This is a genomic window from Vibrio hannami (assembly GCF_029589055.1).
GTDB classification, from domain to species: Bacteria; Pseudomonadota; Gammaproteobacteria; order Enterobacterales; family Vibrionaceae; genus Vibrio; species Vibrio hannami.
Map to the genome: position 1 here is coordinate 157,970 of NZ_JARQZP010000003.1, position 23,346 is coordinate 181,315.

Consider the following 23,346-nt stretch of genomic DNA (forward strand, 5'->3'; position numbering starts at 1 on the left):
AGTGTAATAAAAATGAAAAAGGTGTCATTCAAAGCTAAGATGTATGGTCTGGTTATTTCTATAATAACAGTGACCGTATTAACTTCATTCCTTAGCGCAAATTACTTTATCAACAACTATATTTCGTCTAGCGATACTAAAACCATCACTAACAAAGTAGGGATGGTAAAAGAGTTGCTGGAAAGTACGGTTACCAGTGGCGTGCAGTTAGCTGAAGCATCTAATTTCAGTTTGAACGAAATGAAGCAAACCATCGAAAAAACAGGGTTTGCTGACATTGTAAAAGTTACCTACGGTACGGTTGTGACCAGGGATGGCATTCTTGACCCAGGATCGGATGCTCAGGCTTATTTAGATATTATCGGTTCATATCCTGGACAAACTTATGTCAGTGACGTCTACATAGAAAACGATAAACCAATGGTTTATATCTCTGTTTCGGAAGACGATAAAGCGGGTAATATTTTTTACGCCGATCTCAGCTCTGTCGTTCAGTTGTTGGCAGAGTCTTCTGGAGAGGGCAGTTACTTTGAGCTACTAGATGAAAAGAAAACGGTCGTATTCAGTAATAAAATCGATGGCGACTTAATGCCGATTTCTGAAGCAATCAGCTTTGGTGGAAAGGAGTGGCTACTTACTGGTTATGTGGACAATGGTTATATTCAATCAAATACAGATAGCTTGAACGGTTCCATTACAATCGCATTGCTAATAGCCGCCGCAGTTATAATTCCCATTAGTATTGTTTTAATTAATTTGGCTTTCAGACCAATCGTGACGTTACGAGAACTTATTACTGACTTGGCCAGTGGTAGTGGTGATTTAACTCGTAGACTGAAAGTTGAAACAAAAGACGACCTTGGACAGATAGCATTGAGCATCAACCGCTTTATTGAAAACCTCCAGATGATGATGAAGGATGTATCTGGCTCAAGTCAGAGTATCAGTTCGGAAATCGTTCAACTAGAAGCGCAGACCGGCTCGAACCAGGATTTGCTGACTGCTCACCGTTCTGAAATGGAAATGGCTGCAACCTCAGTAACCGAAATGAGTGCAACGGCTGAATCGGTTGCTGAAAGCGCATCAGAAGCTGCTAAATATACTCAGAGCACAAGCGAGCAGGCGAATATATCTAAACAAGCGGTTCAGGGGGCTATGTCTAGTGTTAATGAGTTGATGGACGAAGTTGATAATATGGCTTCTTCGGTTATCGCCCGAAAAGCAGATGTTGATGAAATCAGCAGCGTTTTGGAAGTGATTGGAGCGATTGCAGAGCAAACCAACTTACTGGCATTAAACGCAGCGATAGAAGCTGCGAGGGCGGGTGAACAAGGTCGAGGTTTTGCAGTGGTGGCTGATGAAGTGCGCGCATTGGCATCTCGTACTCACACAAGTACTGCTGAAATATCCTCAATGCTGGACAAGTTGAAGTCTGGCAATGACGAGTTGGTTTCCCGCATGGACACTACTAAAAATAGTTGTCAGCAGACAGTTGAAATTACTTCGCAGGTCATGGATTCTCTTGATACTGTTAACACTGCTGTACTAGAAATCAATGATCTGACTGCTCAGATAGCTACTTCCGCCGAAGAGCAAAGCTCGGTTGCTGAAGAGATTAACCGCAACATGAATGCGATACAGGGAATGATAGAAACGCTTAACAGCAATGGTAGAGCGAGTGTAGAAAGTACGCTTCAGCTGACAGACACAAATCAGCAACTGGTTAATATTGTTGGGAAGTTTAAGATTTAAGTCAGTTTAGGGCCAGTTAGTTGATAACTGGCCCTTGGCTTTTTGTCTCTTTTAACTTAGTAGTGCGGCATCACTGACAAAGTGTCGCAGGACAGCTCGACAGTTAACCGCCCCATTGCTTTTCTTACCGAGTAATTTTCAGTCCATTCGGGTAATAAAGGTTTGATCGTCATCGACAAAAGCCACAAAGCCGCCATGATAGATAAACACCCGACCACGCCCCGCAACTAAACAGGCAAGTTGTGGGTGCAAATCTTCTTCGTTATTCCGGCTTTGAAATGTGCCGGTATCGGTAATTACGCCGCTGAATGTGGGCAAAAAACCATAAGCTCGCTTGGCTTGATCAATCAGGCTCAATTCGCTGGTAGTAGAGAAGTAAGATGGGATCGTACCAGCTTCTTCGACAAATAGAGTTTTCAGTTCTTCAAAAGCGGTAATCACCAGCCAGTCGATGCCGTTAACATGATGGATAAACATGGAGTTTCTCGATAATTCTGATGTGGAGACTTTATCACTATCAGGGGAGAACATAGTAGACATTTAGTTGATAAAGGTGGTACATCAGGGCTGTTTCTAGGCATTCACTAGACAAAATCAATGGATACCGACCCAAATTACTTGAAGGTTGACGATGCTGGTTGTCGTGTTGAAGGAAACGTTGTTTTACCTATTTTGATGCATTTCATCCAGATTCAAACTACATCACTCACTTGAAGGAACATTACCAACGAGGCGGACTTGGTGCTCGAGTGGATTTAGCGAACTTTTCCCTTTTTTAAATGACTCAACATCATAAAATTTTGACTTTATATGGACGTCAGTTCTGGAGTCCCATGCCTTTTTGTTTAATTTTAAGTAGTTTGTCTTATTACTCGCATTGCCTTGTGTTTTTGTTGATATCATTTATCTAAGAGGTAGAGTTTTCGAAAGTGTTCGGCCAGTTTTTTGTTCCCACTCGGGGGAGCTATCATATCTCCTGCACTGACAGCAAGAAAAAATTCTGCGGGTCCTCCTATGCGCTCAGGTAGAGAAGCCGCAATAAACAACGCTGTTTTTCGTACCCAGTCCGGCAAATGTGTCACTTTTGCGATTCTGTTCTGAGATTCAAATGCTAATTCTGCTATCTGGCTTACAGATAATGTCTCAGGTCCGCCCACACTTAATTCACGATCATTCTTGTCGATGGCTTTTACGCAAAAATCCGCAAGATCTTCGCCATGGATAGGGTTTAGTTGAGTTTCTCCGCTTCCAAATACATACGCTCGGCCCGATTGCGCCATTTTGTAATATTCTTCCAGGTCGGAAAAAATCCGTTCGGTCTTATGACACAGGGGATTAACTGATGTGTGGAGAGCAGCTTGTCAGCAAATGTCTCTTTGGCATTGAGCAAACGAACATGTCTGTACTCAGGTGCGTTGAATGCCGAAATATAGATAAATTTTTTTACTCCGGCCCGCAGCGCTTCTTCCAGTAAATTACAGTTGCCTTGATAATCGACACCCATATATTTGAGGCCATCTTTTTGCCTTGTGATACCAACACATGAAATAACAATATCTACTTCTTCACAACTTCCCTTTAGGCTATCAGGGCTGGTAACTTCTGCTATTCTAATTTGTGTATCACTAAGCCCGGTTTGCCTGAGTTTTTCTGCATTTCTTGCTAAAGCAAAAAACTCCTCACCTGAGTTTTTTAATTGGTTAACGATATGGCGGCCTAGGTATCCAGTTGCTCCTGCAACCAGAACTTTTCTTGTTTTATTCTTCACTTGTTTGTCTCCCCAACTGAATTAAGTTCTGAAAGCTTACACCGAAATCTTAGCCATTAAATCACCATATGTGGTGATTATGTTTTCCATGGTTATTGGTAGTGTGAGCCGTTGTTTTGTTTACTCAGGAATCACTGCTATGAACTCAATAAACCAGGCTAGATCCGCATTTCTTGTCACTGCTCCATCTGACCATTACCTTGTTTTTTTGCAGTTAAGCGAGCAACACCGTAAACCGTGACTCTTTTGGGGCTGTGTACCTTGTTAGAATCTTATAAAACCTTCTCTAGTCTGTTTGGAGTTGCCTTGATACTCTGGTTTTTACTATTGTATATAGTACTTCCAACCTCTTTTCAGACTTGGAAAGGGCGAGAATAACGTTCCAGAGCATGTGAATGATTATTAAAACGAAACTTTACATTCCTGAGCCTAAATCAAACTATGTGTTGAGACAGGCTCTATCGGATAAACTAAAGCAAATTTTTAATACTAAACTTACGCTTGTATCCGCTCCCGCAGGTTTTGGTAAATCAAACCTGGTTGCGGATTGGTGTTCCCGAAAGGAAGAAAAGCTTGCCTGGTTATCTTTGGACAGTAATGACAAAAACACTGACACCTTTTTGAGTTACCTTATCGCAGCTTTCAGAGAGGCGGACATTACCCTTGCGCAAGAAGCATGGGATCTCGTTCAGGTGCAGAAAGAGATCAATGCAGACCACGTAATTACCAGCCTGATAAATGAGTTAGCCTATTATCAGAAAGAGCTAACTTTGATACTGGATGATTATCATTTAGCTAGCTCCGCTGTGACAGATTCTGTTATCAATAACTTTCTAGACAGAATGCCTGAAAACATTCACCTGGTTCTTATCACGCGCTCAGATCCGTCAATTTCTCTCGCCAGACTAAGGGCGGAAGGAGAGCTTATTGAAATTCGCGCATCCGACTTAAAATTTACGGATGAAGAAGCCGGGAGGCTGTTGAGTTACACCTGTTATGCGCAGTTGGAAAAAAGTGATGTGGCCGCTGTAAATAGAATAACGGAAGGTTGGGCAGTTGGTTTGCAACTCTCTTCTTTGGCACTCAATAGTAGTGCTCATCCTGAAGATATAATCACTCGGCTCTCAGGTACGCATACCTATATTCTCGATTACCTGACAGAGCAAGTACTCTCTGGTATGAACGAAAAGGTGCGACACTTTTTACGTGAAACTTTCTTCCTGAAAGTGCTTTCTGTCGAGTTTTGCAATCATGTACTAAACAGGGAAGACTGTGGTGAAATACTCACTTACCTAGAGTCAAACAACATCTTTCTTATCTCTCTGGATAATGAGAGAAACTGGTATCGTTATCATCACCTCTTTGCTGATGTTTTACGCATTCACGCCCATATCACAGAGGAGAGAATGCGTGAGCTGAATATGCGTGCGGTGGCATGGATGGCCGACAAGGATCGCCTCGCTGATGCGGTTCAATATATTCGTTGCTGTGGGGAAAAAGAGCTGCTGAGGCTATTAGAAAACCATTGGCCAACCGCACGTACATATTCACATGATTCTCAACTGATAGAGTGGCTTGCATCGGTCGATATAGAAAGCATTCAAGCATTTCCAGTTTTATCAGGCTACTACAGTTTGGTGCTTTTGCCTCACAACCCCGAGCAAGGAATGTTTTTGCTTGATGCAACAAAGGAACATTTCGAGCGATGTGTCACACCATTAAACGACCAGGAAAAAACAGCTCTGGGTATAGTCAATATCGGGCAAGCCTATATATATGCGGCTCAAAGCAATACCAGAGAAGTACTTGAGCGGGTTCGTAATGCTTTGAATGTGTTACCAACAAATGAACAGGTTTGGCGTGGCTCTTCCCGAGCCTTAGAAGGTATTGCGTTATGGCGGGATGGCGAGATTTCTGCTGCGGAACGTAGCCTTAAAGCCGCTGTGGCCAATATGGACCGCTCTGAAGATATCAGCGCTAAAATCACAAGCCGTTTTTTACTGGGAGATTTCTATTACCAGTTTGGCTGGTTGACTAAGGCTAGGTCTGTTGTCGAATCGGCGATTGATAGGGTTGATCAAAGTAGAAGCTACACTGTCGAAGGTAGTGCTGATGTATATCTGTTGCTTTCAGAAATTGAATTTGAGCAAGGCAACATTGAGAGCGCATTAAGTTTGCTTGATACTGCTCAGCAGTTTGGTGCTTCAGGCTCTATGCAGGAAACAAAATACCGTTATCCGCTAATTTCTGGAAGGATTGCTTCCGTAGAGAACCGTATTGAAGATGCTTTAAAGTACATCAGTGATGCAGAGGCCCTGTATGTTGAGACGCCCAATCCATGCCATCGACCACCCTCGCTCTGGAAAGGTATTATCCTGCTTAACCAAGGCAGCCGTGAATTACTCACAAAACAGACTCTTTGTTCCACGCCTCTTCATATCAATAGCTTAGCCTATTTAACTTATCTCATTACACAGCCAAACGAGCGAAGGGAAGTCTCGTCGACTCAGGATAATGCCTTCTCTGAGGATACACCGCCTACATTACAGTTTGTTCAGAAAGTGGCTTGTGCTATCGACGCTGAAGCTAACAAAGATAAAAAATCTGCAGAGCATGCACTTAGGCAGGCGGTATTGCTAATGGCAGAGAATGGCGCCGATGTATGGCGTATAGAGATCAAAGCTGTACATGAGCTATTTACAAGATATGATTTAGCACCGAAAAAGCTCTCACCAATGATAATAGCAGATTCACTGGTTGAGACTTTAAGTGCAAAAGAGACGCAAGTCCTGCAGTGGCTAGACACTGAACTCAGCGGCCCTCAAATTGCGTCAAAGCTTTTCGTTAGCCTCAATACGCTCAGAACTCACACAAAAAACATCTATTCAAAGCTTGGTGTCAGCAACCGCCGCGCCGCCATAAATAAAGCGAAGTTACATAAGTTACTTTCTTGAACCAAACTATGATAATTCACATCATCTGGTGATGTGTGTAAAGAGCCCTGTGGGTAATCTAGCCATTAAGCAAATCCGCTTAACCTCTCAATAAAATAAGGGCTTATTATGAACTCAAAACTCAATTTTCTGGCAATGTCTGGCTTAATATTATTTTTTGGTACAGTCGCTAACGCCGCAGAAAAGCTCAATGGAGAAACACGTGATGCCGGCGGAATTGGTTGGGGAGCAAATATCGGATACCGTTTTTAGTTAGCAGGGGAGATGGATTATGCATAATGTGCACAATGAAGAGTTCGGTCTCTTTAACGTATATGTAGAAGAGAATTTATCTCCAGACTGGCAACAAACTTTTTCAGAAGTAACCGTACAAAAAGTAGCAAGTGGAACCTGTATTGTGGTTTATTGTAAAGATATGTCAGAGCTTCACGGCATCGTGAATTTGGTTTTCAATATGGGGCTGAAGTTGCAAGCAGTGATAAAACAAGGGTTTTCTGTAGATGTTTAAATTGGAAACGGAGCGGCTGATACTACGAGATATGCTGCATGAGGATGAGGCGACCTTCGTCACTATTTCTCAAGATGCGAAATATCAGCGTTTCTATGATGAGTCGGATTGTGAACCGAATAAATATCGCGAACTAACAAAGTTGTTTATTGAACAAGCAAACGAAATTCCGCGGAAATCTTATCAATTAGCTATTGAGCATAAAATGACCGGGCAATTTGTTGGAACAATCTGTTTACGCCTTGAAAACGATAATCAAGCTTCAGTGGGGGCTGGGCTATCCAGGGAGTACCAGGGTAGTGGACTGATACAGGAAGCTGCTCAGGCATTGGCACATTATGGATTTTCAAACCTTGGAGTTCACCGTATTTACGCAGAAACCATCAGTCAAAACCGGGCAGCAATTAGGCTTTGCCAAGCTCTAGGCATGAGAAAAGAGGCACACTTTAGAGAAAATCGTTACTTCAAAGGCCAATGGTGGGATACGGTCGTGTTGGCTATCCTGCGAGATGAGTGGGGTGGTAGTTAGAAAACTAAAAGTCACTCAATTACTATTTTAATCTGAGGATAAACACGGACGGAAAATATGGTTCAATTGGCTGCTACTACTTATATATTCATTATTCTGGGAGTGATTGTTTTTCAGTTCTGCCTTATTGCGGGAGCGCCTTGGGGAAGAATGACTCAAGGCGGCCGCCACGAAGGTGCGTTGCCTGTCTCCGGGCGAATAGCCGCTGGCATCTCTGCCGTGTTACTCGTCTTTATGGCGACAGGTGTCGCCTCCGAGGCTAAGCTGATTACAAGTTTACCGAAGTGGGTTCCCTATACTGGGTTGACCATACAGGCTTTAAGTGCCCTTTTAAACTGGATTACTCCCTCCCGAAAAGAGAGACTCATATGGGCACCTACTACCACACTAATGCTAGCATTGGCAGCTTATGTGGTGTTAATGTAAGTCTTAACATTCGTTCTTGTCAGGGACTTGGGTAATGTCATGTCCATATGAATTATCGATACAGCACAAGCTGAAGTGGTAGATACTTTCATTGAGAACACCTCTCTAATGAACACCGCAGAGCAATGGCAAATGGATAACGATGGCTCCACCTGTACTCTAAAGCTAACTCTTCATCAATGTGACGAGTACCCTATGGTGGCTATCGAAAGAAGTATGAGTGCAATGGTTGCTTGGGCTAACTTACTAAGCGTTTAAAAGGTGGTTTGGAGTTACACCAACACAGTACAGGTTGCAAAGTCGAAAGGACGGCAAACGTGTGCAATGATGTCTATCGGTGACAATCGATTGTCCTTTGGTTTCAGTTTAATTTACGGGCTTGTGTTCGAAGCTTATTCTTTAGTATCGTCATGGCGTGACGTGGTGTTAGCTGTTGAGGGGAAGAAATCATGGACAGATTACAAAAATTTGTAGGAGCTGCAGCTTGGATTGAAGCACTAATTTATATCCATGCCTTTGTATACTTTGGTGCTTTCTGGGCATTTCCCTCGGAAGGTAGTGCATCAGAAAAAATGGCCTATTTAGCAGAAAATCAGCTTTCTTTTTCAATGATGTATTTCCTGATGTATGTCGTGTTTGGAGTTTTTCTATCCGTTCTCGTCGTGGGATTATTTGAAAAACTAGAATCGACAAATGATCCACTTGTCAAAGTCGGTTCAGTCTTCGGCTTTGTTTGGGTTGTTCTGGTTATTGCAAGTGGTATGTTCGCGAATATTGGGCTTGCACATGCTATTGAACTAATGGACGTATCCGCAGAGAAAGCCTTTGATATATGGAGAGTGATTACAGTATTAATCGAAAGCCTTGGAGGAGGAAACGAACTCGTTGGTGGACTCTGGGTTCTGTTACTTAGTCTAGCAGCTTTAAAGGCGAAAATACTTCCACGAGGGCTCAATTACCTTGGTGTGACGGTAGGATTTGCTGGAATTTCTACAATATATCCCGCTGAAGTCTTAACCGAAATTTTTGGTATCACTCAGATTCTATGGTTTATCTGGCTGGGGGGATCCTTACGAAGTCAGCGTTGAATTAACAGATTAGTTGATAGCTAACGTGTGGAATAATTAAACCGACTTAATATAAGGATATAAAATGAGCAAACTTTAACTCTGCTATTTTTGTGCGAAAACCCTGTGTGCGGCATCTTTTATAATTTCCCCTAGAAGATTGCAGTCATCAAGGGTAAAAGTCAGGGGGATTCTCATATCACACATTGAAAAAAGGATACGTTTTGTATTGGGAAGATCTGGTAAGTTTTCAAAATACTCCCAACTGTCATAAGAACTTGTAAAACCAACAGGCTCTTTATTTCCAAACCACTTCAGCTCTACCCCTTGTTCAAGGCAGGCAGCTAAAAACTCTTTGACCGTTGATTCATTCTGTCCGATGAGTGAAAACTGTATGGAGCTTCCAACATAACCTTCTTTTGGGTTCCGCTCAGGGCAGCTAAGGCCATCAACCCGATTAATAGCCTGCTCCAGTATTTTATATCGCTCATTCCAGCGTTGGCACTGATCATCAATATTGCGTAATTGTGGGCGTAAGATAGCCGCTCTGAGATGGTCCATGCGACAAGAATAGTTTGGAGTTAAAGTATTGATGTCTTCGAAAGCTTTCAGGTTAGGACGCGAAGAGTGGCGTTCATAGAGCATATAAGATCCCGAATGAATGATGGCACGAGCGATAAGCTCAGCATCGTCGGTTACCAACAATCCACCTTCTCCAGAGTTTATGTGTTTATATGTCTGGGTGCTAAAGCAGGCAGCCTTGCCAAACGATCCTGATTTTTTGTTGTCCCATGTTGCTCCCATTGTGTGGGCACAATCTTCAATCAGAGTTAGGTCATATTTTTCGCAGATAGCGGTAATTCGGTCCATATCTGCTATGTGGCCGCGCATGTGAGAGAGCAAGAACCATTTGCTTATGCCTGAAGCAGCCTTTTTCTCAAGGTCTTCCAAATCGATAGTATAATCGTCGGTGATTTCTACAAGCTCTATGGTTGCTCCGGTATTTTCGATTGCTCCGGGAACGGGGGCGAGGGTGTATGCATTGCAAAGAACCTTGTCGCCTGCTTTTACACCAGCACTTTTCATTGCAAGATACATGGCGCTGCCACAGGAAGCACAAGCAAGGCAGTATTTTTTGCCCATATATGCCGCAAATTCTTCTTCAAGAAGCCCAACTTCTCCCTTCTCTTGTGGGGCAAGGTTATACCGATGAAGCTTACCACTTCTCATGATCTCTACCGCTTTTTCAATGCCTTCTTCGCAGATAGGCTCTTGTTGGGTAAAGTCTTTTGTAAATCTTTTCATTGGTATTCCTTGTTGTTTTATCGAAAATATCTTCCTGTATCCATTATCCATCCTCGCTTGCTTAAAGTTAGCCCCAGAACAGAATATGTTTGGGGCCAAAGCTTTATAATTAGCTGCTTCACCCAACCATATTTTCAGGTGCTAATACACTATCCAGTTGCTCTTTAGTTAAGAGTTCCTTTTCAAGAACCAGATCATAAACGCTGCTTGCGCTCTCGAGTGCTTCTTTTGCAACTCGAGTACAAACCTCATAACCCAGGTAAGGGTTGAGGGCGGTGACAACACCAATGGAGTTTCTTATGTTTGCTGAACAAACTTCTCTGTTTGCAGTGATACCTTGTATACAGCGCACTCCAAGCGTATTCATACCATTTTTTAAGATCTCAATGGATTCGAATAGGCTTTCAACCATCACTGGTTCCATTACGTTTAGCTCTAGCTGCCCAGCTTCTGCGGCCATGGTAATGGTCAAATCATTACCGGTAACTTTGTAAGCAATCTGGTTCACCACTTCAGGAATTACCGGGTTAACTTTACCAGGCATAATGGAAGAACCGGGCTGCATAGCGGGCAGGTTAATCTCATTTAGTCCGGCTCTTGGGCCAGAAGATAACAGGCGAAGGTCATTACAGATCTTCGATAATTTCACCGCCAACTGTTTCAGTGCCGACGAATACATAACCAAGGAGCCTGTATCATGGGTTGCTTCTATGAGATCATCCGCGAGAACGATGTTACGCCCCGTAATGTTACAAAGGTGCGGAATGACCTTATCTCGGTAACCTGGGTCTGCATTTAGCCCGGTGCCGATAGCTGTACCGCCCAGGTTTACGGTAAGGAATGGAACACTACAGGTTTTCAGACGCCCTGCTTCATTGCGTAAACTTGAGGCGAACGCCTGGAAGCTCTGGCCAAGTGTCATAGGTACTGCATCTTGCAGCTGAGTTCGACCCATCTTGAGCACATCTGAAAACTCATCTGCTTTTGCATCGATGTACTCAATGAGGTTATCGACCTCTTGCAGCAGCTCATCGTTTGCTTCCAAAAGGGCGATTTTTATCGCTGTGGGATACGCATCGTTGGTGGATTGTGAGCAGTTAACATGGTTGTTAGGGCTACAGTATTGATACTCACCGCGCCGGTGGCCCAGAATTTCTAGTGCTCGGTTGGCGATCACTTCATTTGCATTCATGTTGGTCGATGTGCCCGCACCACCTTGAATCATATCGACGATAAAGTGATTATGGAGCATACCCATAGATATTTCGTCACAAGCCTGACAAATAGCGTGAGTGATGCTGTCGGGAAGGTTATCCAATTCGTGGTTTGCTAGCGCAGCGGCTTTTTTAACTCTGGCTAAACCGCGAATAAAGCTTGGGTAGAAGTTAAGGTTGATACCACTGATATCGAAGTTTTCTAGTGCCCTCAGAGTCTGAATTCCATAATAAGCGGTATCTGGTATCGCTTTGTCTCCAAGTAGGTCATGCTCCGTTCGTTGACCATTAGTTCGATAAAGTTGGGCAATATTTTCATAGCGGTTGTTGGCATGTTCCATACGACGGATAATTATTTGTGAGATCGTCGCATAAACTTTCGTCGCAAGTTCACCGTGGGAGTTAAAAAGCGTAAGTAACTGCTCTTTATTAAACCGGAAAATAGTGGTGTTCATAAGTGCTCTGGCACTTAAATCTTGCTTATATGCTGGGGCAATCAATATGTTTTCGCCAATAAATTCATGGTGGGAAAATACGGTGACGCTTTGTTCAGAACCATGTTTATCATCAAAAAGCTGTACGCTACCTGCAGCAATAATAAATAGTGTCTCAGCGCTGTCTCCTTTATGAAAAAGTGCCTGCCCCGCACTTAATTGTTGCTGCTCAGCACACTCAGCAAACAGCTGTAGCGCGTGCTCAGGAATATCTTGAAATAATTCAATATGGCGGAGACATTCAGTAATGGCTTGTATGTTCATGGTTCTTCGGTTTCTCATGCAAAGATAATAGAAAAAGCTCCCGGAAAGGAGCTTTGGTTACAGTTAAATAAGGAACCCATCAGCTAGAACTGCCTTTTACAACTTTAAAGTTGTCCCATGCTTGACTGGTAGGCATGACTTCAAGGCTGTTGATGTTGATGTGGGCTGGTTGTTCAGCGATCCAAAAAATAATATCAGCGATATCTTCAGGCTGGAGCGCATTCGTATCTTCGTAGATGGCGTTGTACTTTTCCTGATCGCCGTTAAAACGTACCAGGCTAAATTCACTTTCTGATAGGCCAGGTTCAAGGCTGGTTACTCTGATCCCGGTACCCGCAAAGTCACTTCTCAGGTTACGGGAGAACTGCTGGACAAAAGCCTTACTGGCACCATAAACGTGTGCGCCGGGATATGACCAGTTTGAGGCGATACTCGCAAGGTTGATGATGCTTGCTTTAGGCTGTGCTTTCAAAATAGGGAGTAGTGTATGAGTAACATTGACCAAACCGGTGACATTGGTGTCAATCATGGTGTGCCAGTCTTTAAGGTCGGCTTGATCCGCTGGCGATGCTCCTAACGCCAGGCCTGCATTGTTCACCAGTACTTCTATACGCTTAAACTCTGGTGGAAGTACTGCCATAAACTTGCATACCTGCTCCGAGTCACGCACGTCCAGCTGATATGTAAACACAGGGGTTAATTGAGCAAGCTCATCGGCAAGTGCGCTAAGTCGCTCGGCACGGCGGCCAGTCAGAATTAGAGGGTACCCGCTATCAGCGAATTTTCTTGCAGTGGCCAGGCCAAAGCCAGAGGTTGCTCCAGTTATCAGTACGGTAGGTAGAGAAAAATCAGGCATTCATTGCTCCTTGCATGTCTTTTATTCCTTATCGAATCAAAGCCTACAGCAAGTAACACATGCGTGGTTAGAGCCAGTTTTTATTAAATTAAGCATGTTCTGGCTCTAAAATTGAGGCCAGTTTCTCTATGCCCGCTGGTATCATCGCTATATCAATAGCAGAGAAGCCCATTCGGATATAAGCATGGCTCTCTCTTTCCGGATGCATAAAATGAATATCACCAGGTTCAACCAGCACACCCATTTCCCGAGCTTTAAGAGCGAAGGCTTCGGCTTTTACACCCTTTGGCAGCTTTAGCCAAAAGGAGCTTCCACCCAGAGTTTCATCTGTCACGCATTGTGGCATGTGCTGCTCCAACATCTTGCGTATCAGAGTCCACTTATCTTTGTAACTGTTCTTAAGCTTACGTACGTATGAATCGTAGTGACCAAGTGAAATGAATAGCGCACAAGTTCGTTGGTTGTTCGAAGGCGGGTGACGATACATTAAACGGCGTAGTTTCCGGACTTCTCGAATCAGGTTGGCATCGGCGACCATAAAGCCAATTCTCAGCCCTGGGGATAAAGATTTAGATAAACTGCCAACATAAATCACTCGTCCGTTGCTATCCAAACTCTTGAGTGCAGGTGAGGGCTGGCTAAGTACATTCACTTCACTCTCAAAGTCATCTTCGATGATGATAAAATCGTTTTTCTCTGCTGATTCAAGCAGCGCGTTGCGCCTGTCCATAGACATGGTGACGTTGGTCGGAACCTGATGGCTTGGCGTAGTATAAACATATTCACAGCTTGCCATTTTCGACGTTACCTCTACGCCTTGATGATCAACACTTAGTGGTTCTATCTCTGCGCCGTGGTAACTGAAGATATTTCTTGCGTCAGGATAACCCGGGTCTTCCAGCCCGACTTTGGTACCATTCTCTACAAGTAGATCAGCAAGAAGGTAGAGTGAGTTTTGTGTTCCCACGGTAATCAGGATCTCTTCAGGTTTTGCTGTTATCCCTCTTTTACTTAGCACATTAATCTGTAGCTGCTTCACCAGCATTGGGTCGTCACAATCAACGGAATCAGAAATCCAGTCTTTGATAACACTACTGCGTTGCGCCAATCGTCCACACTCTCGCCAGTGGGCAAGGGGGAATAGTGAGTGTTCAGGTTGCGCAAATAAGAATGGGTAAGGATATTGCTGCCAGTTTGTTGCTTTTACAACATTTCGCTGGCTATCGAGATCCGTTTTGACACGGTTGCGCCAGAATTGTGCAGGCTTAATGTTCGCAGGACTATCTGCTAGATCTGGTGCATCTACCGATATATCACGATTTTTGCGCGCGTCATCAGTCGCGTAGTAGCCGCTCCTTTCCTGAGAATAGAGGTAACCTTCGTCGACCAGACGTTCATAGACAAGAACGACGGTATTGCGCGAAACCCTTAGCATTGCTGCCATTTTGCGGCATGAAGGGAGTGCGTTTGTACCAAACATCCCACGCTGAATACTATCAATAACATGTTCGCGGATCTGTTCCTGAAGGCTTCGTTCAGGGGTGAACTGAATATGCATTAGGTGGTCTGTTTTCATCGTCTGGCTCACATCAGGTTGGTGATACCAGCGCTACAGCATAATTTGTGCCAGCCAATTTCGCTGACTGTCCCCATAAATATTTATTACTGGTTCTATCGGATAAATATCTCTCCCCCTATGGTGAAAAGAAAAAGCAGGGAGGCTGTTATGAACAATCTGACTACTGAGCAAGTCGTAGAGCTGGACAAGGGTTCTGTCTGGCACCATTTAACTCAGCACGCAATATTTGAATCTCAGGATCCACTTATCGTGGATCGTGGAGAAGGGCTGGATGTTTGGGATATCAATGGTAACCAATATCTGGATGCTACGTCGGGTGGCGTATGGTGCGTGAACGTAGGGTACGGCCGTACAAGTATCGCCGATGCCGTTCGGGAACAGTTAGTTAAATTGAACTACTTTGCTGGTTCTGCAGGTACACCTGTCGCAGCTCAATTTGCAGCAAAGCTTTTAGAAAAAATGCCGGGAATGAGTCGCGTCTACTATTCAAGTTCAGGCTCTGAGGCAAATGAAAAAGCGTACAAGATGGTACGCCAGATCGCCCACAAAAAGTATGGTGGGAAAAAACACAAAATACTCTATCGTGAAAGGGATTATCACGGTACGACAATCGCTTGTCTGAGTTCAACCGGACAGGAACAAAGAAGAGAACAGTATGGCCCATTTGTACCAGGGTTTGTTGAGTTCCCTCATTGCTGCGAATACCGTAGCCAGTATGGTGAAGTCGAAAACTATGGCATCAAGGCCGCTCAGGCTTTTGAAGAGGTAATTCTTCAAGAAGGCCCTGATACAGTTGGGGCAGTAGTTATTGAACCGATCACTGCTGGTGGTGGCGTTATTACTCCATCTGAGGGTTATCTGAAAGAGGTGGAGCGTATCTGTCGTAAGTACGACATTCTTATCCATATTGATGAAGTGGTTTGTGGTCTGGGCCGGACGGGCAAGTGGTTTGGCTACCAGCATTACGATATAAAGCCAGATATCGTCACAATGGCGAAAGGAGTGGCATCCAGTTATGCGGCTATCTCCTGTACGGTGACGACCGAAGAGGTGTTCAAGCTGCTAAATGATGACCCCGCTGATACAGAGGGTTATTTCCGAGACATTAGTACCTTCGGTGGGTGTACCGCGGGACCAGCAGCAGCGCTGGAAAATATGCGTATTATCGAACAAGAGCATCTGGTAGAAAATTGCGCCCATATGGGGGAATACTTGTATGCAAGGCTAATGGAACTGAAAGAACGTTTTCCTGTCATAGGTGACGTGCGTGGAAAAGGGCTCTTCCTGGGTCTTGAGCTGGTAAAGGACAGGGAGAGCCGAGAACCTGTCCACGAGTCGGTCACTGCGAAGATAGCTGGCCTTTGTATGCAGCAAGGATTGATCATTGGCAGAACTAACCGTTCATTCAAAGAGTATAACAATACTCTGTGCTTTAGCCCTGCGCTAACTATTACCCAAAAACAAGCTGATACTATTATCGAAAAACTTTCGGAAGCTTTTGAAAGTTTAGGCGAAATTTAGCAAATCAAGTTTAGTTACAGACATTCCTTCTGTTTTGCCCGCTTTTGAAGCGGGCTTTTTTTGTCTCTGGAATGTCCAAACAGTTTATTTGATGGAGATCACGAAATTTACTTGGGAAAGTATGGGGCTTGCACCGAACTGGTGCGCTATTTTGGGGCAAATCTGGCCCAATAATGATTTAGTTTGGCTCTATTTCTGGCCCTATAGCCAGGGTTATTGTGTAGATACCCAAGCGAGGATTGGTCCAGAACATTAAGGATAGTGTGAACTGGCACCATGACTTCAATTGGACATCAATGCAAATCAAGCTCAAAGAGGACGTGACAATGATTACCAACAAATTCAAGAAATCAACGCTAGTTAAAACAATTGCTCTGGCATCAACTCTGCTTTGCTCTGTAGCAACTCAGGCTGCTGAGCAGGTAACCATCGGTTATCAAGGGATGTACAACCCAATGAAGTACGCCATTGATACCAAGTTATTTGAAGAAAAAACCGGTTACGAGATCAAATGGCGTAAGTTTGATTCAGGTGCAAAAGCGATTACAGCGATGGCTGCAGGTGCCGTCGATATGACTGTAGCTGGCTCTAGCCCAATTGCCAGTGCTGCAAGTAAAGGCATCGAGATGGAACTGATATGGATTATGGAGAATATCGCCGATGCAGAAGCGTTGGTTGTTAAAGATGGTAGTGGTATCTCATCTCCATCAGACCTTAAAGGCAAGAAAATAGCGGTTCCTTTTGTTTCTACAACTCACTTCCACATGCTATTCGCGCTAGAACAGTTTGGTCTATCTGAAAAAGATCTGAAGCTAATAAACATGCAGCCAAACGCAATTATGGCAGCATGGCAGCGTGGTGACATTGATGGTGCGTTCATCTGGGATCCTGCACTGGGCAAAATCAAACAAGATGGTTCGGTACTTATTACTTCAAAGCAACTGGGTGCCTGGGGTAAGCCAACGTTTGACGGCATGATCGCCAGCAAAGAATTTACCGCTGAAAACGAAGAATTTGTTGTTAAGTTCCTTTCTACACTGGCATCGGTTGACCGTGAATACGTAGCTGGTCGCGATGCTATGACAGCTGAAAGCCCAATGGCGAAATCAGTAGCTAAAGTGGTTGGTGGTGACCCAGAAGGCGTGGTCGCAGCAATGAAACTGTATGAATTCCTTGACTTCGACGGTCAGCTTTCTTGCCAGTGGCTGGGTTGTGGTGATGAAGGTGGTGCGACAAAAGCACTGAAGTCTACATCTGAGTTCCTGTTGAAAGAGAAAAAGATCACCGAGTTACAACCTGACTACAGCATGTATGTGAACCCAGCGTTTGCGGAAAAAGCGAAAGCAGCACTGTAATCAGAGTTAAAACGACACATGGAGAGCGTCAGTATGACAACAGATAAAGTTCTAAAGATACAGGATGTATCAGTGATATATGAAGACCGCCAGGGTGGTGACCCGGTGACCGCACTGTCGGGAGTCAATCTGGAAATCGAACAGGGAGATCTTGTTGTCGCACTTGGCGCTTCTGGCTGCGGTAAAACAACACTTCTAAACCTAATGGCTGGATTTATCCAGCCTACGGATGGCTACCTGACACTTGGAAATTCACAAGTAGAAGGTTTACCAAGGGTTCAGATGGGTAAAGATATTGGTGACCAGATTCTTGGGCCTGGTGCTGAACGTGGAGTCGTGTTCCAAAAGCATGCGCTGTTTCCATGGCTGAATGTGTTAGAAAACACAGCATTTGGTCTCAAGCTCCAAGGTGTTAGTAAAGAAGAGCGTAATGAACGCGCAGCTAAATATCTGAAGTTAGTGGGGTTGGAAGACTTTCACGACCATAAGATTTACCAGTTATCTGGTGGTATGCAGCAGAGGGTTGGTATTGCACGTGCATTAACCAACGACCCAAGTATCCTTCTGCTTGACGAGCCTTTGGGAGCGCTTGATGCTCTAACTCGCGAAGTGTTGCAGGAACTACTGTTAGATGCCTGGCAGGCAACTAACAAGATGATGTTCTTTATTACCCACAGTGTGGAAGAGGCGCTGTTTATGGCTTCCCGCCTGATCGTAATGTCACCTCGACCTGGAAGGATTACTCACAGTTTTGAGTTGGATTTCAATAAGCGTTTTCTGGAGTGCCGCGACGCACGTAAGGTGAAGTCAATGCCGGACTTTATCGAAATGCGGGAGAAGATCCTCTCGATTATTCATCAGGACGAGCAACCGGAGGTAGCAGCATGAGCATGAGTCAACAGTCAGTTATTATCTCCAGAGATTCAGACTCGCCAGCCGAGCTGAAAGAAGTAGAGTACAAGCCAGTGAAAAGTTATACCGAACAAGAAACTTACTCTCCGGAGCCTCACCTGATTAGGCTATTCGGCAAAATAAAAGCCTATACGCTAACACCAGGTGAGTACTACGGCGAGCCGGGGCAGGGTAACTCACGCCTGATTTCAATCCTCTCTTCAATTTGCTTTGTCATGCTTTGGGCACTGGTTACGGAAGCGGGTTGGGTTAAACCGCTATTCTTGCCATCTCCCTTTGCAGTAGCAGAACGTTTTGTTGACCTTTGGGTAGATGGTTTTGCTGGTGTTTCATTGGCGGACCACCTGACCGCAAGTTTGACTCGAGTATTTGGTGCCTTTTTATTCGCCGTTCTTACCGCTATTCCGGTAGGTATTTTGATTGGTTGTAATGTTTGGGTACGAGGTATCTTTGATCCTCTGATTGAGTTCTATCGTCCGTTACCGCCATTGGCTTATCTACCGCTAGTTATTATTTGGCTTGGCATTGATGAAACCAGCAAGATAACCCTGATTTATCTGGCGATGTTTGCGCCTATCGCGCTGAGTGCAAGAGCTGGTGTCTCTTCAGCCAAGAGTGAGCAAATTCAGGCAGCATATTCCATGGGAGCAAGTAAGGCTCAGGTGCTTTATCACGTGATTATTAAAAGCGCGATGCCGGAAATACTGACTGGCCTGAGAATTGGTATCGGATTTGGATGGACGACTTTGGTTGCAAGTGAAATGGTGGCTGCCGAGGCGGGTATTGGTTACATGGTACTGAACGCTGCTGAGTTTCTGGTTACCGACGTGGTTATCGCAGGCATTGTCATCATCGGCCTGATCGCTTATTCGTTTGACTTATTCATGCGTTACCTGGAACAGAAATTGGTTCCATGGAAAGGATACTAATGCGATAGGTCTGCTTCAATTTACTTAAATTAACGGGAGAGTCTCTCCCGTTTTTTAATCCTAGAGAAACCTTCAGTATTAACACCTGATATTGGTACCAAAGATATTCATATTTGGTGCTAATGACGTTATGTGCGAGTTCATATACTGATTTCAGTCTCCAGAAAAAAGATAAGGTAAACGATTTTGTTTGAGTCTTTTCTGATTATATTGCCTGTAGTTATGTTGGCGGCATTAGTTCGAGGATATGCAGGCTTCGGCTTTACTGCAATTGCTGTGGTTGGTATGAACTTTTTTCTTTCTCCGCAACAGAGTATTCCCGTAGTACTAGGGTTAGATGTACTTTGCAGTGTCGGCTTGTTGCGTCAGGCACGCCGTCAGGCCGATATAAGCACTTTTAAAGTTCTGACATTTGGCTCTGTTTTGGGCATACCAATCGGTCTCAGCCTATTATTTTTAATCCCCGAAGAGGTTTTGAAGCTACTTATCTGTATCGCGATCTTGCTCTTCTCTATGGCACTTATCTTTGATTTTCGCCTTCGCAGTGCAGAAGGGATGGCGGCAAAGCTAAGTTTTGGAATGGCTAGCGGTGTCGGTACAGCTGGTGCATCTGTAGGTGGCCCAGTAATTGTCTGCTACATGCTCTCGAGCCCCCTTACGCCAAGCGCGCAACGCGCCACCATGATCCTGTTTTTTATTGTCAGCGAACTACTTGCACTGGTGGCATTGTTTGCTGGAGGTCTGGTAGATGTGCAAATTTTAACAATGCTAGCCAGCTTGCTTGTACCGACTATGTTGGTTGTTCGTATGGGGCAGTGGTTGTTTAACCGATACCCGCCTAAATCCCTAAAACATTTTGCTCTACCTATTATGGTGATGGTTTCCGTCCTTGGGATCAGCGCCTCTATTAAACAACTTATCTAGAGTTCAGGTGAGCTTTAAAGAATCTGGTTAAAAAGGAATTTTAATATGGAAATTGAATGTAAAACTGATATTCACCCTGCATTAGTTGGTTCGCTGAGTAAATCCCCATCGGCGGAACGGATAATCAACTTTGGTCCCGGTCCAACATCCTTACCTAGAGAAGTTGAACAAAAGATTGCAGATAGTTTTAATAAGCCGGAGCTAACCTCTCTTGCTTTGTCCCATCGGGCTCCAGAATTTCAGGTGATACTCGATAATGTTGTAGCGACCACTAGAAGAGTGATGAACATACCTGATGATTATGAGGTACTGTTTACACACGGAGGAGGGCATGGCCAGTTCGCAGCCGTTCCTCTTAACCTATGTCATGAAGAGTCTGATGTTGCTACCTATATTGTAAACGGTACATGGTCGGCTAGAGGAAGAGACGAGGCGCAAAAATATTGTCAGGTTGAAACCATCGATGGTAGTGACCCTGATACTGGTGCTTTTACCACTTTCCCTACGCTGAAGGAAGAGGATATCAATCCTGAGAGTAAGTATATCTACCTTTGCTCTAATGAAACGGTAAACGGTATCGAGCTACATCGATTGCCGAAACTTCCACAATCACGCAGGCATATTCCCCTTATTGTTGATGCAAGCTCAGACTTTACCAGCAAACCTATTGACTGGCATGGCAACGGTGTTGGTGTGCTCTTTGCGTGTGCATCTAAGAACATTGGTCATCCGGGTCTAACTATGACCGTTATTCGTAAAGACCTAATTGGCCAGGGGAAAGCATCTCCTCTATGTCCGGGAGTTTTCAACTACACCACAAATAGTGAGGCTGGAAACTTATGGAATACACCGGCAACTTTCAACATTGAAGTTGTTGGCATCCTTATGAATTGGTTAGAGCAGAATGGTGGTGTGGAGACGAATGAGGCACGATCAATCGCAAAAGCACAGGCTCTATATGATGTTATCGATAGCTCTTTAGGCTTTTATGGTACACCAATCGAAGAGAAATCACTTCGAAGCAGGATGAATATCCCTTTTAATGTAAATGGGGGCAATGAAGAGCTGACAAATAAATTTTTGATCCAGTGTTGGGAGAAGGGGCTTGTGGGCTTGCGTACTCTAACGCCATTTGGCGTGGGTGATTACCTAAGAGCAAGCTTGTACAACGGTGTTACTCAAGAAGACGTATCTGTTTTGGCTGACTTGATGATTGGTTTTGCTAAGGAATACGCTTAGATTAGAAGCTTTAGTTTCTATAAAACTGTCCCTGCGCTCAGCAGGGACAGAATAAAGTGACACTGGCTATTGATTAACCCGTTAACCCTTGTTTCGCTAAATACTCATCGTAAGTGCCGTGGAAGTCATGGATGCCGTCTTCCTTAATCTCAAGGATACGTGTAGCGATAGACGAAACGAACTGGCGGTCGTGAGATACGAAGAACAAAGTACCCTTGTAGTTTTCAAGCGCAAGGTTCAGCGATTCAATCGATTCCATATCCATGTGGTTTGTCGGCTCATCCATCAGCAGTATGTTTGGTCTTTGCATAATCAGCTTACCGAAGAGCATTCTACCTTGCTCACCACCAGAGATAACTTTCACTGACTTCTTGATATCGTTTTGTGAAAACAGCATGCGACCAAGGATACCGCGCACTACCTGCTCATCTTCACCTTCGTTTTTCCACTGACCCATCCAGTCCAGTAGATTCATATCCATATCAAACTCATCGGCATGATCCTGAGCATAGAAACCGATATTGCTGTTTTCAGACCACTTAACCATGCCGCCCATTGGTTCCATTGCACCAGCAAGCGTATTCAGAAAAGTGGATTTACCGATCCCGTTTTCACCGATAATCGCAATACGCTCACCAACTTCTACCATAAGATCAACGCCATTGATCAGGATATTTTCGCCGTAACCTTGCTTCAGTCCTTCTACTTCAAGCGCATTTCGGAACAGTTCTTTTTCCTGCTCAAAACGGATAAACGGGGACTGGCGGCTTGATGGTTTCACTTCATCTAGCTGGATCTTATCCAGTTGCTTCTGGCGAGATGTCGCTTGTTTTGCTTTCGATGCGTTAGCAGAGAATCGGCTCACGAAGGTCTGAAGTTCCGCAATCTGAGCCTTTTTCTTCGCATTGTCTGCATGCAGGCGCTCACGAGCTTGCTCTGCTGCCGTCATGTATTCATCGTAATTACCCGTGAACATACGAAGCTCACCATAATCAAGGTCGGCCATGTGAGTACATACTGAGTTCAGGAAGTGACGGTCGTGCGAGATGATGATCATAGTACAGTTACGCGCCAACAGGGTATCTTCCAGCCAGGCGATAGTATGCATATCCAGGTTGTTGGTTGGTTCGTCCAGAAGCATAATTTCCGGTTCGGCAAACAGTACCTGCGCCAATAGGACACGAACCTTAAGGCCAGGTGCTACTTCACTCATTAGCCCGAAATGCTGCTCTTCAGGGATACCAAGACCAAGTAACAGTTCACCTGCACGAGCTTCAGCAGAGTAGCCATCCATCTCCGCAAACTCGGTTTCAAGATCACCGACACGCATGCCGTCTTCGTCGGACATTTCTGGTAGAGAGTAGATGCGGTCACGTTCTTCTTTAATCGCCCACAACTCTTTATGGCCCATGATCACCGTATCAACAACGGTGTACTCTTCGAATGCAAACTGGTCCTGACCAAGTTTTGCCATACGTTCATTAGGATCGCTTGATACTGTTCCAGCGGAAGGTTCAAGTTCACCACCTAGAATCTTCATAAAAGTGGATTTACCACTACCATTTGCGCCAATTAGACCGTAACGGTTTCCGTTACCAAATTTGACAGAAATGTTCTCAAACAGTGGCTTGTCGCCAAATTGCATGGTGATATTAGCTGTAGTTAACACGAGCGTTCCTAATAAAAGTTATCCGGAAAATGTGACTGACTAACTGTCAGTACAAAAATGGAGCGGCATAGTAACAGTTTT

20 protein-coding genes and 3 pseudogenes are annotated in these 23,346 nt (G+C 44.4%); 15 read left to right on the forward strand and 8 right to left on the reverse strand.

The window, feature by feature from the left end; all coding sequences use genetic code 11:
* Positions 1-12: 12 nt before the first annotated feature.
* Positions 13-1,752 (forward strand): methyl-accepting chemotaxis protein, encoded by a 1,740-nt coding sequence (locus P7F88_RS02145; RefSeq protein WP_277821710.1) that lies wholly within the window; start codon positions 13-15, stop codon positions 1,750-1,752.
* Between the two features lie 138 nt (positions 1,753-1,890).
* Here the strand turns inward: P7F88_RS02145 and P7F88_RS02150 are convergent, their stop codons facing one another.
* A complete protein-coding gene (locus P7F88_RS02150; protein WP_277821711.1) occupies positions 1,891-2,229 on the reverse strand; it encodes a cytosolic protein in 339 nt (112 codons plus the stop codon).
* Positions 2,230-2,343: 114 nt separating this feature from the next.
* Here P7F88_RS02150 and P7F88_RS02155 point away from each other — a divergent pair.
* Positions 2,344-2,495, forward strand: a pseudogene (locus P7F88_RS02155) (tryptophan--tRNA ligase); the annotation flags it as partial.
* 156 nt (positions 2,496-2,651) lie between these two features.
* On the opposite strand, the pseudogene P7F88_RS02160 reads toward P7F88_RS02155, so the two are convergent.
* Positions 2,652-3,520: pseudogene (locus tag P7F88_RS02160) on the reverse strand (SDR family oxidoreductase).
* Between the two features lie 395 nt (positions 3,521-3,915).
* Here P7F88_RS02160 and P7F88_RS02165 point away from each other — a divergent pair.
* The 7 genes from P7F88_RS02165 to P7F88_RS02195 all read left to right on the forward strand — a co-directional run bounded on the left by P7F88_RS02165 (position 3,916) and on the right by P7F88_RS02195 (position 9,025).
* Positions 3,916-6,474: a winged helix-turn-helix domain-containing protein gene (locus P7F88_RS02165; RefSeq protein WP_277821712.1), complete on the forward strand. Its 2,559-nt coding sequence runs from the start codon at positions 3,916-3,918 to the stop codon at positions 6,472-6,474.
* A gap of 108 nt (positions 6,475-6,582) precedes the next feature.
* Positions 6,583-6,726 carry a hypothetical protein gene (locus P7F88_RS02170; RefSeq protein WP_277821713.1) on the forward strand — a complete coding sequence of 48 codons (144 nt, stop codon included), beginning with the start codon at positions 6,583-6,585 and terminating at the stop codon, positions 6,724-6,726.
* Positions 6,727-6,745: 19 nt separating this feature from the next.
* Positions 6,746-6,982, forward strand: a complete 237-nt coding sequence (locus P7F88_RS02175; RefSeq protein WP_277821714.1) for a hypothetical protein — start codon at positions 6,746-6,748, stop codon at positions 6,980-6,982.
* Positions 6,975-7,511: a GNAT family N-acetyltransferase gene (locus P7F88_RS02180; RefSeq protein ID WP_277821715.1), complete on the forward strand. Its 537-nt coding sequence runs from the start codon at positions 6,975-6,977 to the stop codon at positions 7,509-7,511. The genes P7F88_RS02175 and P7F88_RS02180 overlap by 8 nt, the downstream gene beginning before the upstream one ends.
* A 57-nt stretch (positions 7,512-7,568) precedes the next feature.
* Positions 7,569-7,937: a hypothetical protein gene (locus P7F88_RS02185; protein ID WP_277821716.1), complete on the forward strand. Its 369-nt coding sequence runs from the start codon at positions 7,569-7,571 to the stop codon at positions 7,935-7,937.
* A gap of 75 nt (positions 7,938-8,012) precedes the next feature.
* A complete protein-coding gene (locus tag P7F88_RS02190; RefSeq protein WP_277821717.1) occupies positions 8,013-8,195 on the forward strand; it encodes a hypothetical protein in 183 nt (60 codons plus the stop codon).
* Between the two features lie 191 nt (positions 8,196-8,386).
* Positions 8,387-9,025, forward strand: a complete 639-nt coding sequence (locus P7F88_RS02195; protein WP_277821718.1) for a hypothetical protein — start codon at positions 8,387-8,389, stop codon at positions 9,023-9,025.
* A gap of 84 nt (positions 9,026-9,109) precedes the next feature.
* Here P7F88_RS02195 and P7F88_RS02200 read toward each other — a convergent pair whose 3' ends face one another.
* From P7F88_RS02200 to pdxR, 5 genes and pseudogenes are all read right to left on the reverse strand, one after another.
* Entirely contained in the window at positions 9,110-10,309 is a 1,200-nt protein-coding gene (locus P7F88_RS02200) for a DegT/DnrJ/EryC1/StrS family aminotransferase (RefSeq protein ID WP_277821719.1), read from the reverse strand.
* 118 nt (positions 10,310-10,427) lie between these two features.
* Positions 10,428-11,864, reverse strand: coding sequence for an aspartate ammonia-lyase (gene aspA, locus P7F88_RS02205; protein WP_277824510.1), 1,437 nt, complete (start codon positions 11,862-11,864; stop codon positions 10,428-10,430).
* A gap of 66 nt (positions 11,865-11,930) precedes the next feature.
* Positions 11,931-12,299: pseudogene (locus tag P7F88_RS02210) on the reverse strand (cyclic nucleotide-binding domain-containing protein); the annotation flags it as partial.
* A gap of 61 nt (positions 12,300-12,360) precedes the next feature.
* Positions 12,361-13,137 carry an SDR family oxidoreductase gene (locus tag P7F88_RS02215; protein ID WP_277821720.1) on the reverse strand — a complete coding sequence of 259 codons (777 nt, stop codon included), beginning with the start codon at positions 13,135-13,137 and terminating at the stop codon, positions 12,361-12,363.
* A gap of 88 nt (positions 13,138-13,225) precedes the next feature.
* On the reverse strand, positions 13,226-14,713 hold the full coding sequence (pdxR, locus tag P7F88_RS02220; protein ID WP_277821721.1) for a MocR-like pyridoxine biosynthesis transcription factor PdxR: 1,488 nt from the start codon (positions 14,711-14,713) through the stop codon (positions 13,226-13,228).
* A gap of 150 nt (positions 14,714-14,863) precedes the next feature.
* On the opposite strand from pdxR, the gene P7F88_RS02225 reads away from it, so the two are divergent.
* From P7F88_RS02225 to serC, 6 genes are all read left to right on the forward strand, one after another.
* Positions 14,864-16,237, forward strand: a complete 1,374-nt coding sequence (locus P7F88_RS02225) for an aminotransferase family protein (protein WP_277821722.1) — start codon at positions 14,864-14,866, stop codon at positions 16,235-16,237.
* A 326-nt stretch (positions 16,238-16,563) separates the two neighbouring features.
* Positions 16,564-17,592 (forward strand): taurine ABC transporter substrate-binding protein, encoded by a 1,029-nt coding sequence (tauA, locus tag P7F88_RS02230; protein WP_277821723.1) that lies wholly within the window; start codon positions 16,564-16,566, stop codon positions 17,590-17,592.
* 33 nt (positions 17,593-17,625) lie between these two features.
* Positions 17,626-18,480, forward strand: a complete 855-nt coding sequence (locus P7F88_RS02235) for a taurine ABC transporter ATP-binding protein (protein WP_277821724.1) — start codon at positions 17,626-17,628, stop codon at positions 18,478-18,480.
* Complete coding sequence (locus P7F88_RS02240; protein WP_277821725.1) at positions 18,477-19,433, forward strand: ABC transporter permease subunit; 957 nt, start codon at positions 18,477-18,479, stop codon at positions 19,431-19,433. The genes P7F88_RS02235 and P7F88_RS02240 overlap by 4 nt, the downstream gene beginning before the upstream one ends.
* A gap of 186 nt (positions 19,434-19,619) precedes the next feature.
* Complete coding sequence (locus P7F88_RS02245) at positions 19,620-20,357, forward strand: sulfite exporter TauE/SafE family protein (protein WP_277821726.1); 738 nt, start codon at positions 19,620-19,622, stop codon at positions 20,355-20,357.
* Between the two features lie 45 nt (positions 20,358-20,402).
* Positions 20,403-21,596, forward strand: a complete 1,194-nt coding sequence (gene serC / locus P7F88_RS02250; RefSeq protein ID WP_277821727.1) for a 3-phosphoserine/phosphohydroxythreonine transaminase — start codon at positions 20,403-20,405, stop codon at positions 21,594-21,596.
* 73 nt (positions 21,597-21,669) lie between these two features.
* Here the strand turns inward: serC and P7F88_RS02255 are convergent, their stop codons facing one another.
* The gene (locus P7F88_RS02255) at positions 21,670-23,265 is read right to left on the reverse strand and encodes an ABC-F family ATPase (protein ID WP_277821728.1); all 1,596 of its coding nucleotides are present in this window, start codon (positions 23,263-23,265) and stop codon (positions 21,670-21,672) included.
* Positions 23,266-23,346: the final 81 nt, after the last annotated feature.

Bases quoted from the DNA above. Each gene is read 5' to 3' on its own strand.
- P7F88_RS02235 (WP_277821724.1), top strand. From the start codon at position 17,626: ATGACAACAGATAAAGTTCTAAAGATACAGGATGTATCAGTGATATAT.
- P7F88_RS02200 (WP_277821719.1), bottom strand. From the start codon at position 10,309: ATGAAAAGATTTACAAAAGACTTTACCCAACAAGAGCCTATCTGCGAA.
- tauA (WP_277821723.1), top strand. From the start codon at position 16,564: ATGATTACCAACAAATTCAAGAAATCAACGCTAGTTAAAACAATTGCT.
- P7F88_RS02225 (WP_277821722.1), top strand. From the start codon at position 14,864: ATGAACAATCTGACTACTGAGCAAGTCGTAGAGCTGGACAAGGGTTCT.
- pdxR (WP_277821721.1), bottom strand. From the start codon at position 14,713: ATGAAAACAGACCACCTAATGCATATTCAGTTCACCCCTGAACGAAGC.
- P7F88_RS02175 (WP_277821714.1), top strand. From the start codon at position 6,746: ATGCATAATGTGCACAATGAAGAGTTCGGTCTCTTTAACGTATATGTA.
- P7F88_RS02165 (WP_277821712.1), top strand. From the start codon at position 3,916: ATGATTATTAAAACGAAACTTTACATTCCTGAGCCTAAATCAAACTAT.
- serC (WP_277821727.1), top strand. From the start codon at position 20,403: ATGGAAATTGAATGTAAAACTGATATTCACCCTGCATTAGTTGGTTCG.
- P7F88_RS02145 (WP_277821710.1), top strand. From the start codon at position 13: ATGAAAAAGGTGTCATTCAAAGCTAAGATGTATGGTCTGGTTATTTCT.
- P7F88_RS02150 (WP_277821711.1), bottom strand. From the start codon at position 2,229: ATGTTTATCCATCATGTTAACGGCATCGACTGGCTGGTGATTACCGCT.
- P7F88_RS02215 (WP_277821720.1), bottom strand. From the start codon at position 13,137: ATGCCTGATTTTTCTCTACCTACCGTACTGATAACTGGAGCAACCTCT.
- P7F88_RS02170 (WP_277821713.1), top strand. From the start codon at position 6,583: ATGAACTCAAAACTCAATTTTCTGGCAATGTCTGGCTTAATATTATTT.
- P7F88_RS02185 (WP_277821716.1), top strand. From the start codon at position 7,569: ATGGTTCAATTGGCTGCTACTACTTATATATTCATTATTCTGGGAGTG.
- aspA (WP_277824510.1), bottom strand. From the start codon at position 11,864: ATGGAACATGCCAACAACCGCTATGAAAATATTGCCCAACTTTATCGA.
- P7F88_RS02195 (WP_277821718.1), top strand. From the start codon at position 8,387: ATGGACAGATTACAAAAATTTGTAGGAGCTGCAGCTTGGATTGAAGCA.
- P7F88_RS02180 (WP_277821715.1), top strand. From the start codon at position 6,975: ATGTTTAAATTGGAAACGGAGCGGCTGATACTACGAGATATGCTGCAT.
- P7F88_RS02240 (WP_277821725.1), top strand. From the start codon at position 18,477: ATGAGCATGAGTCAACAGTCAGTTATTATCTCCAGAGATTCAGACTCG.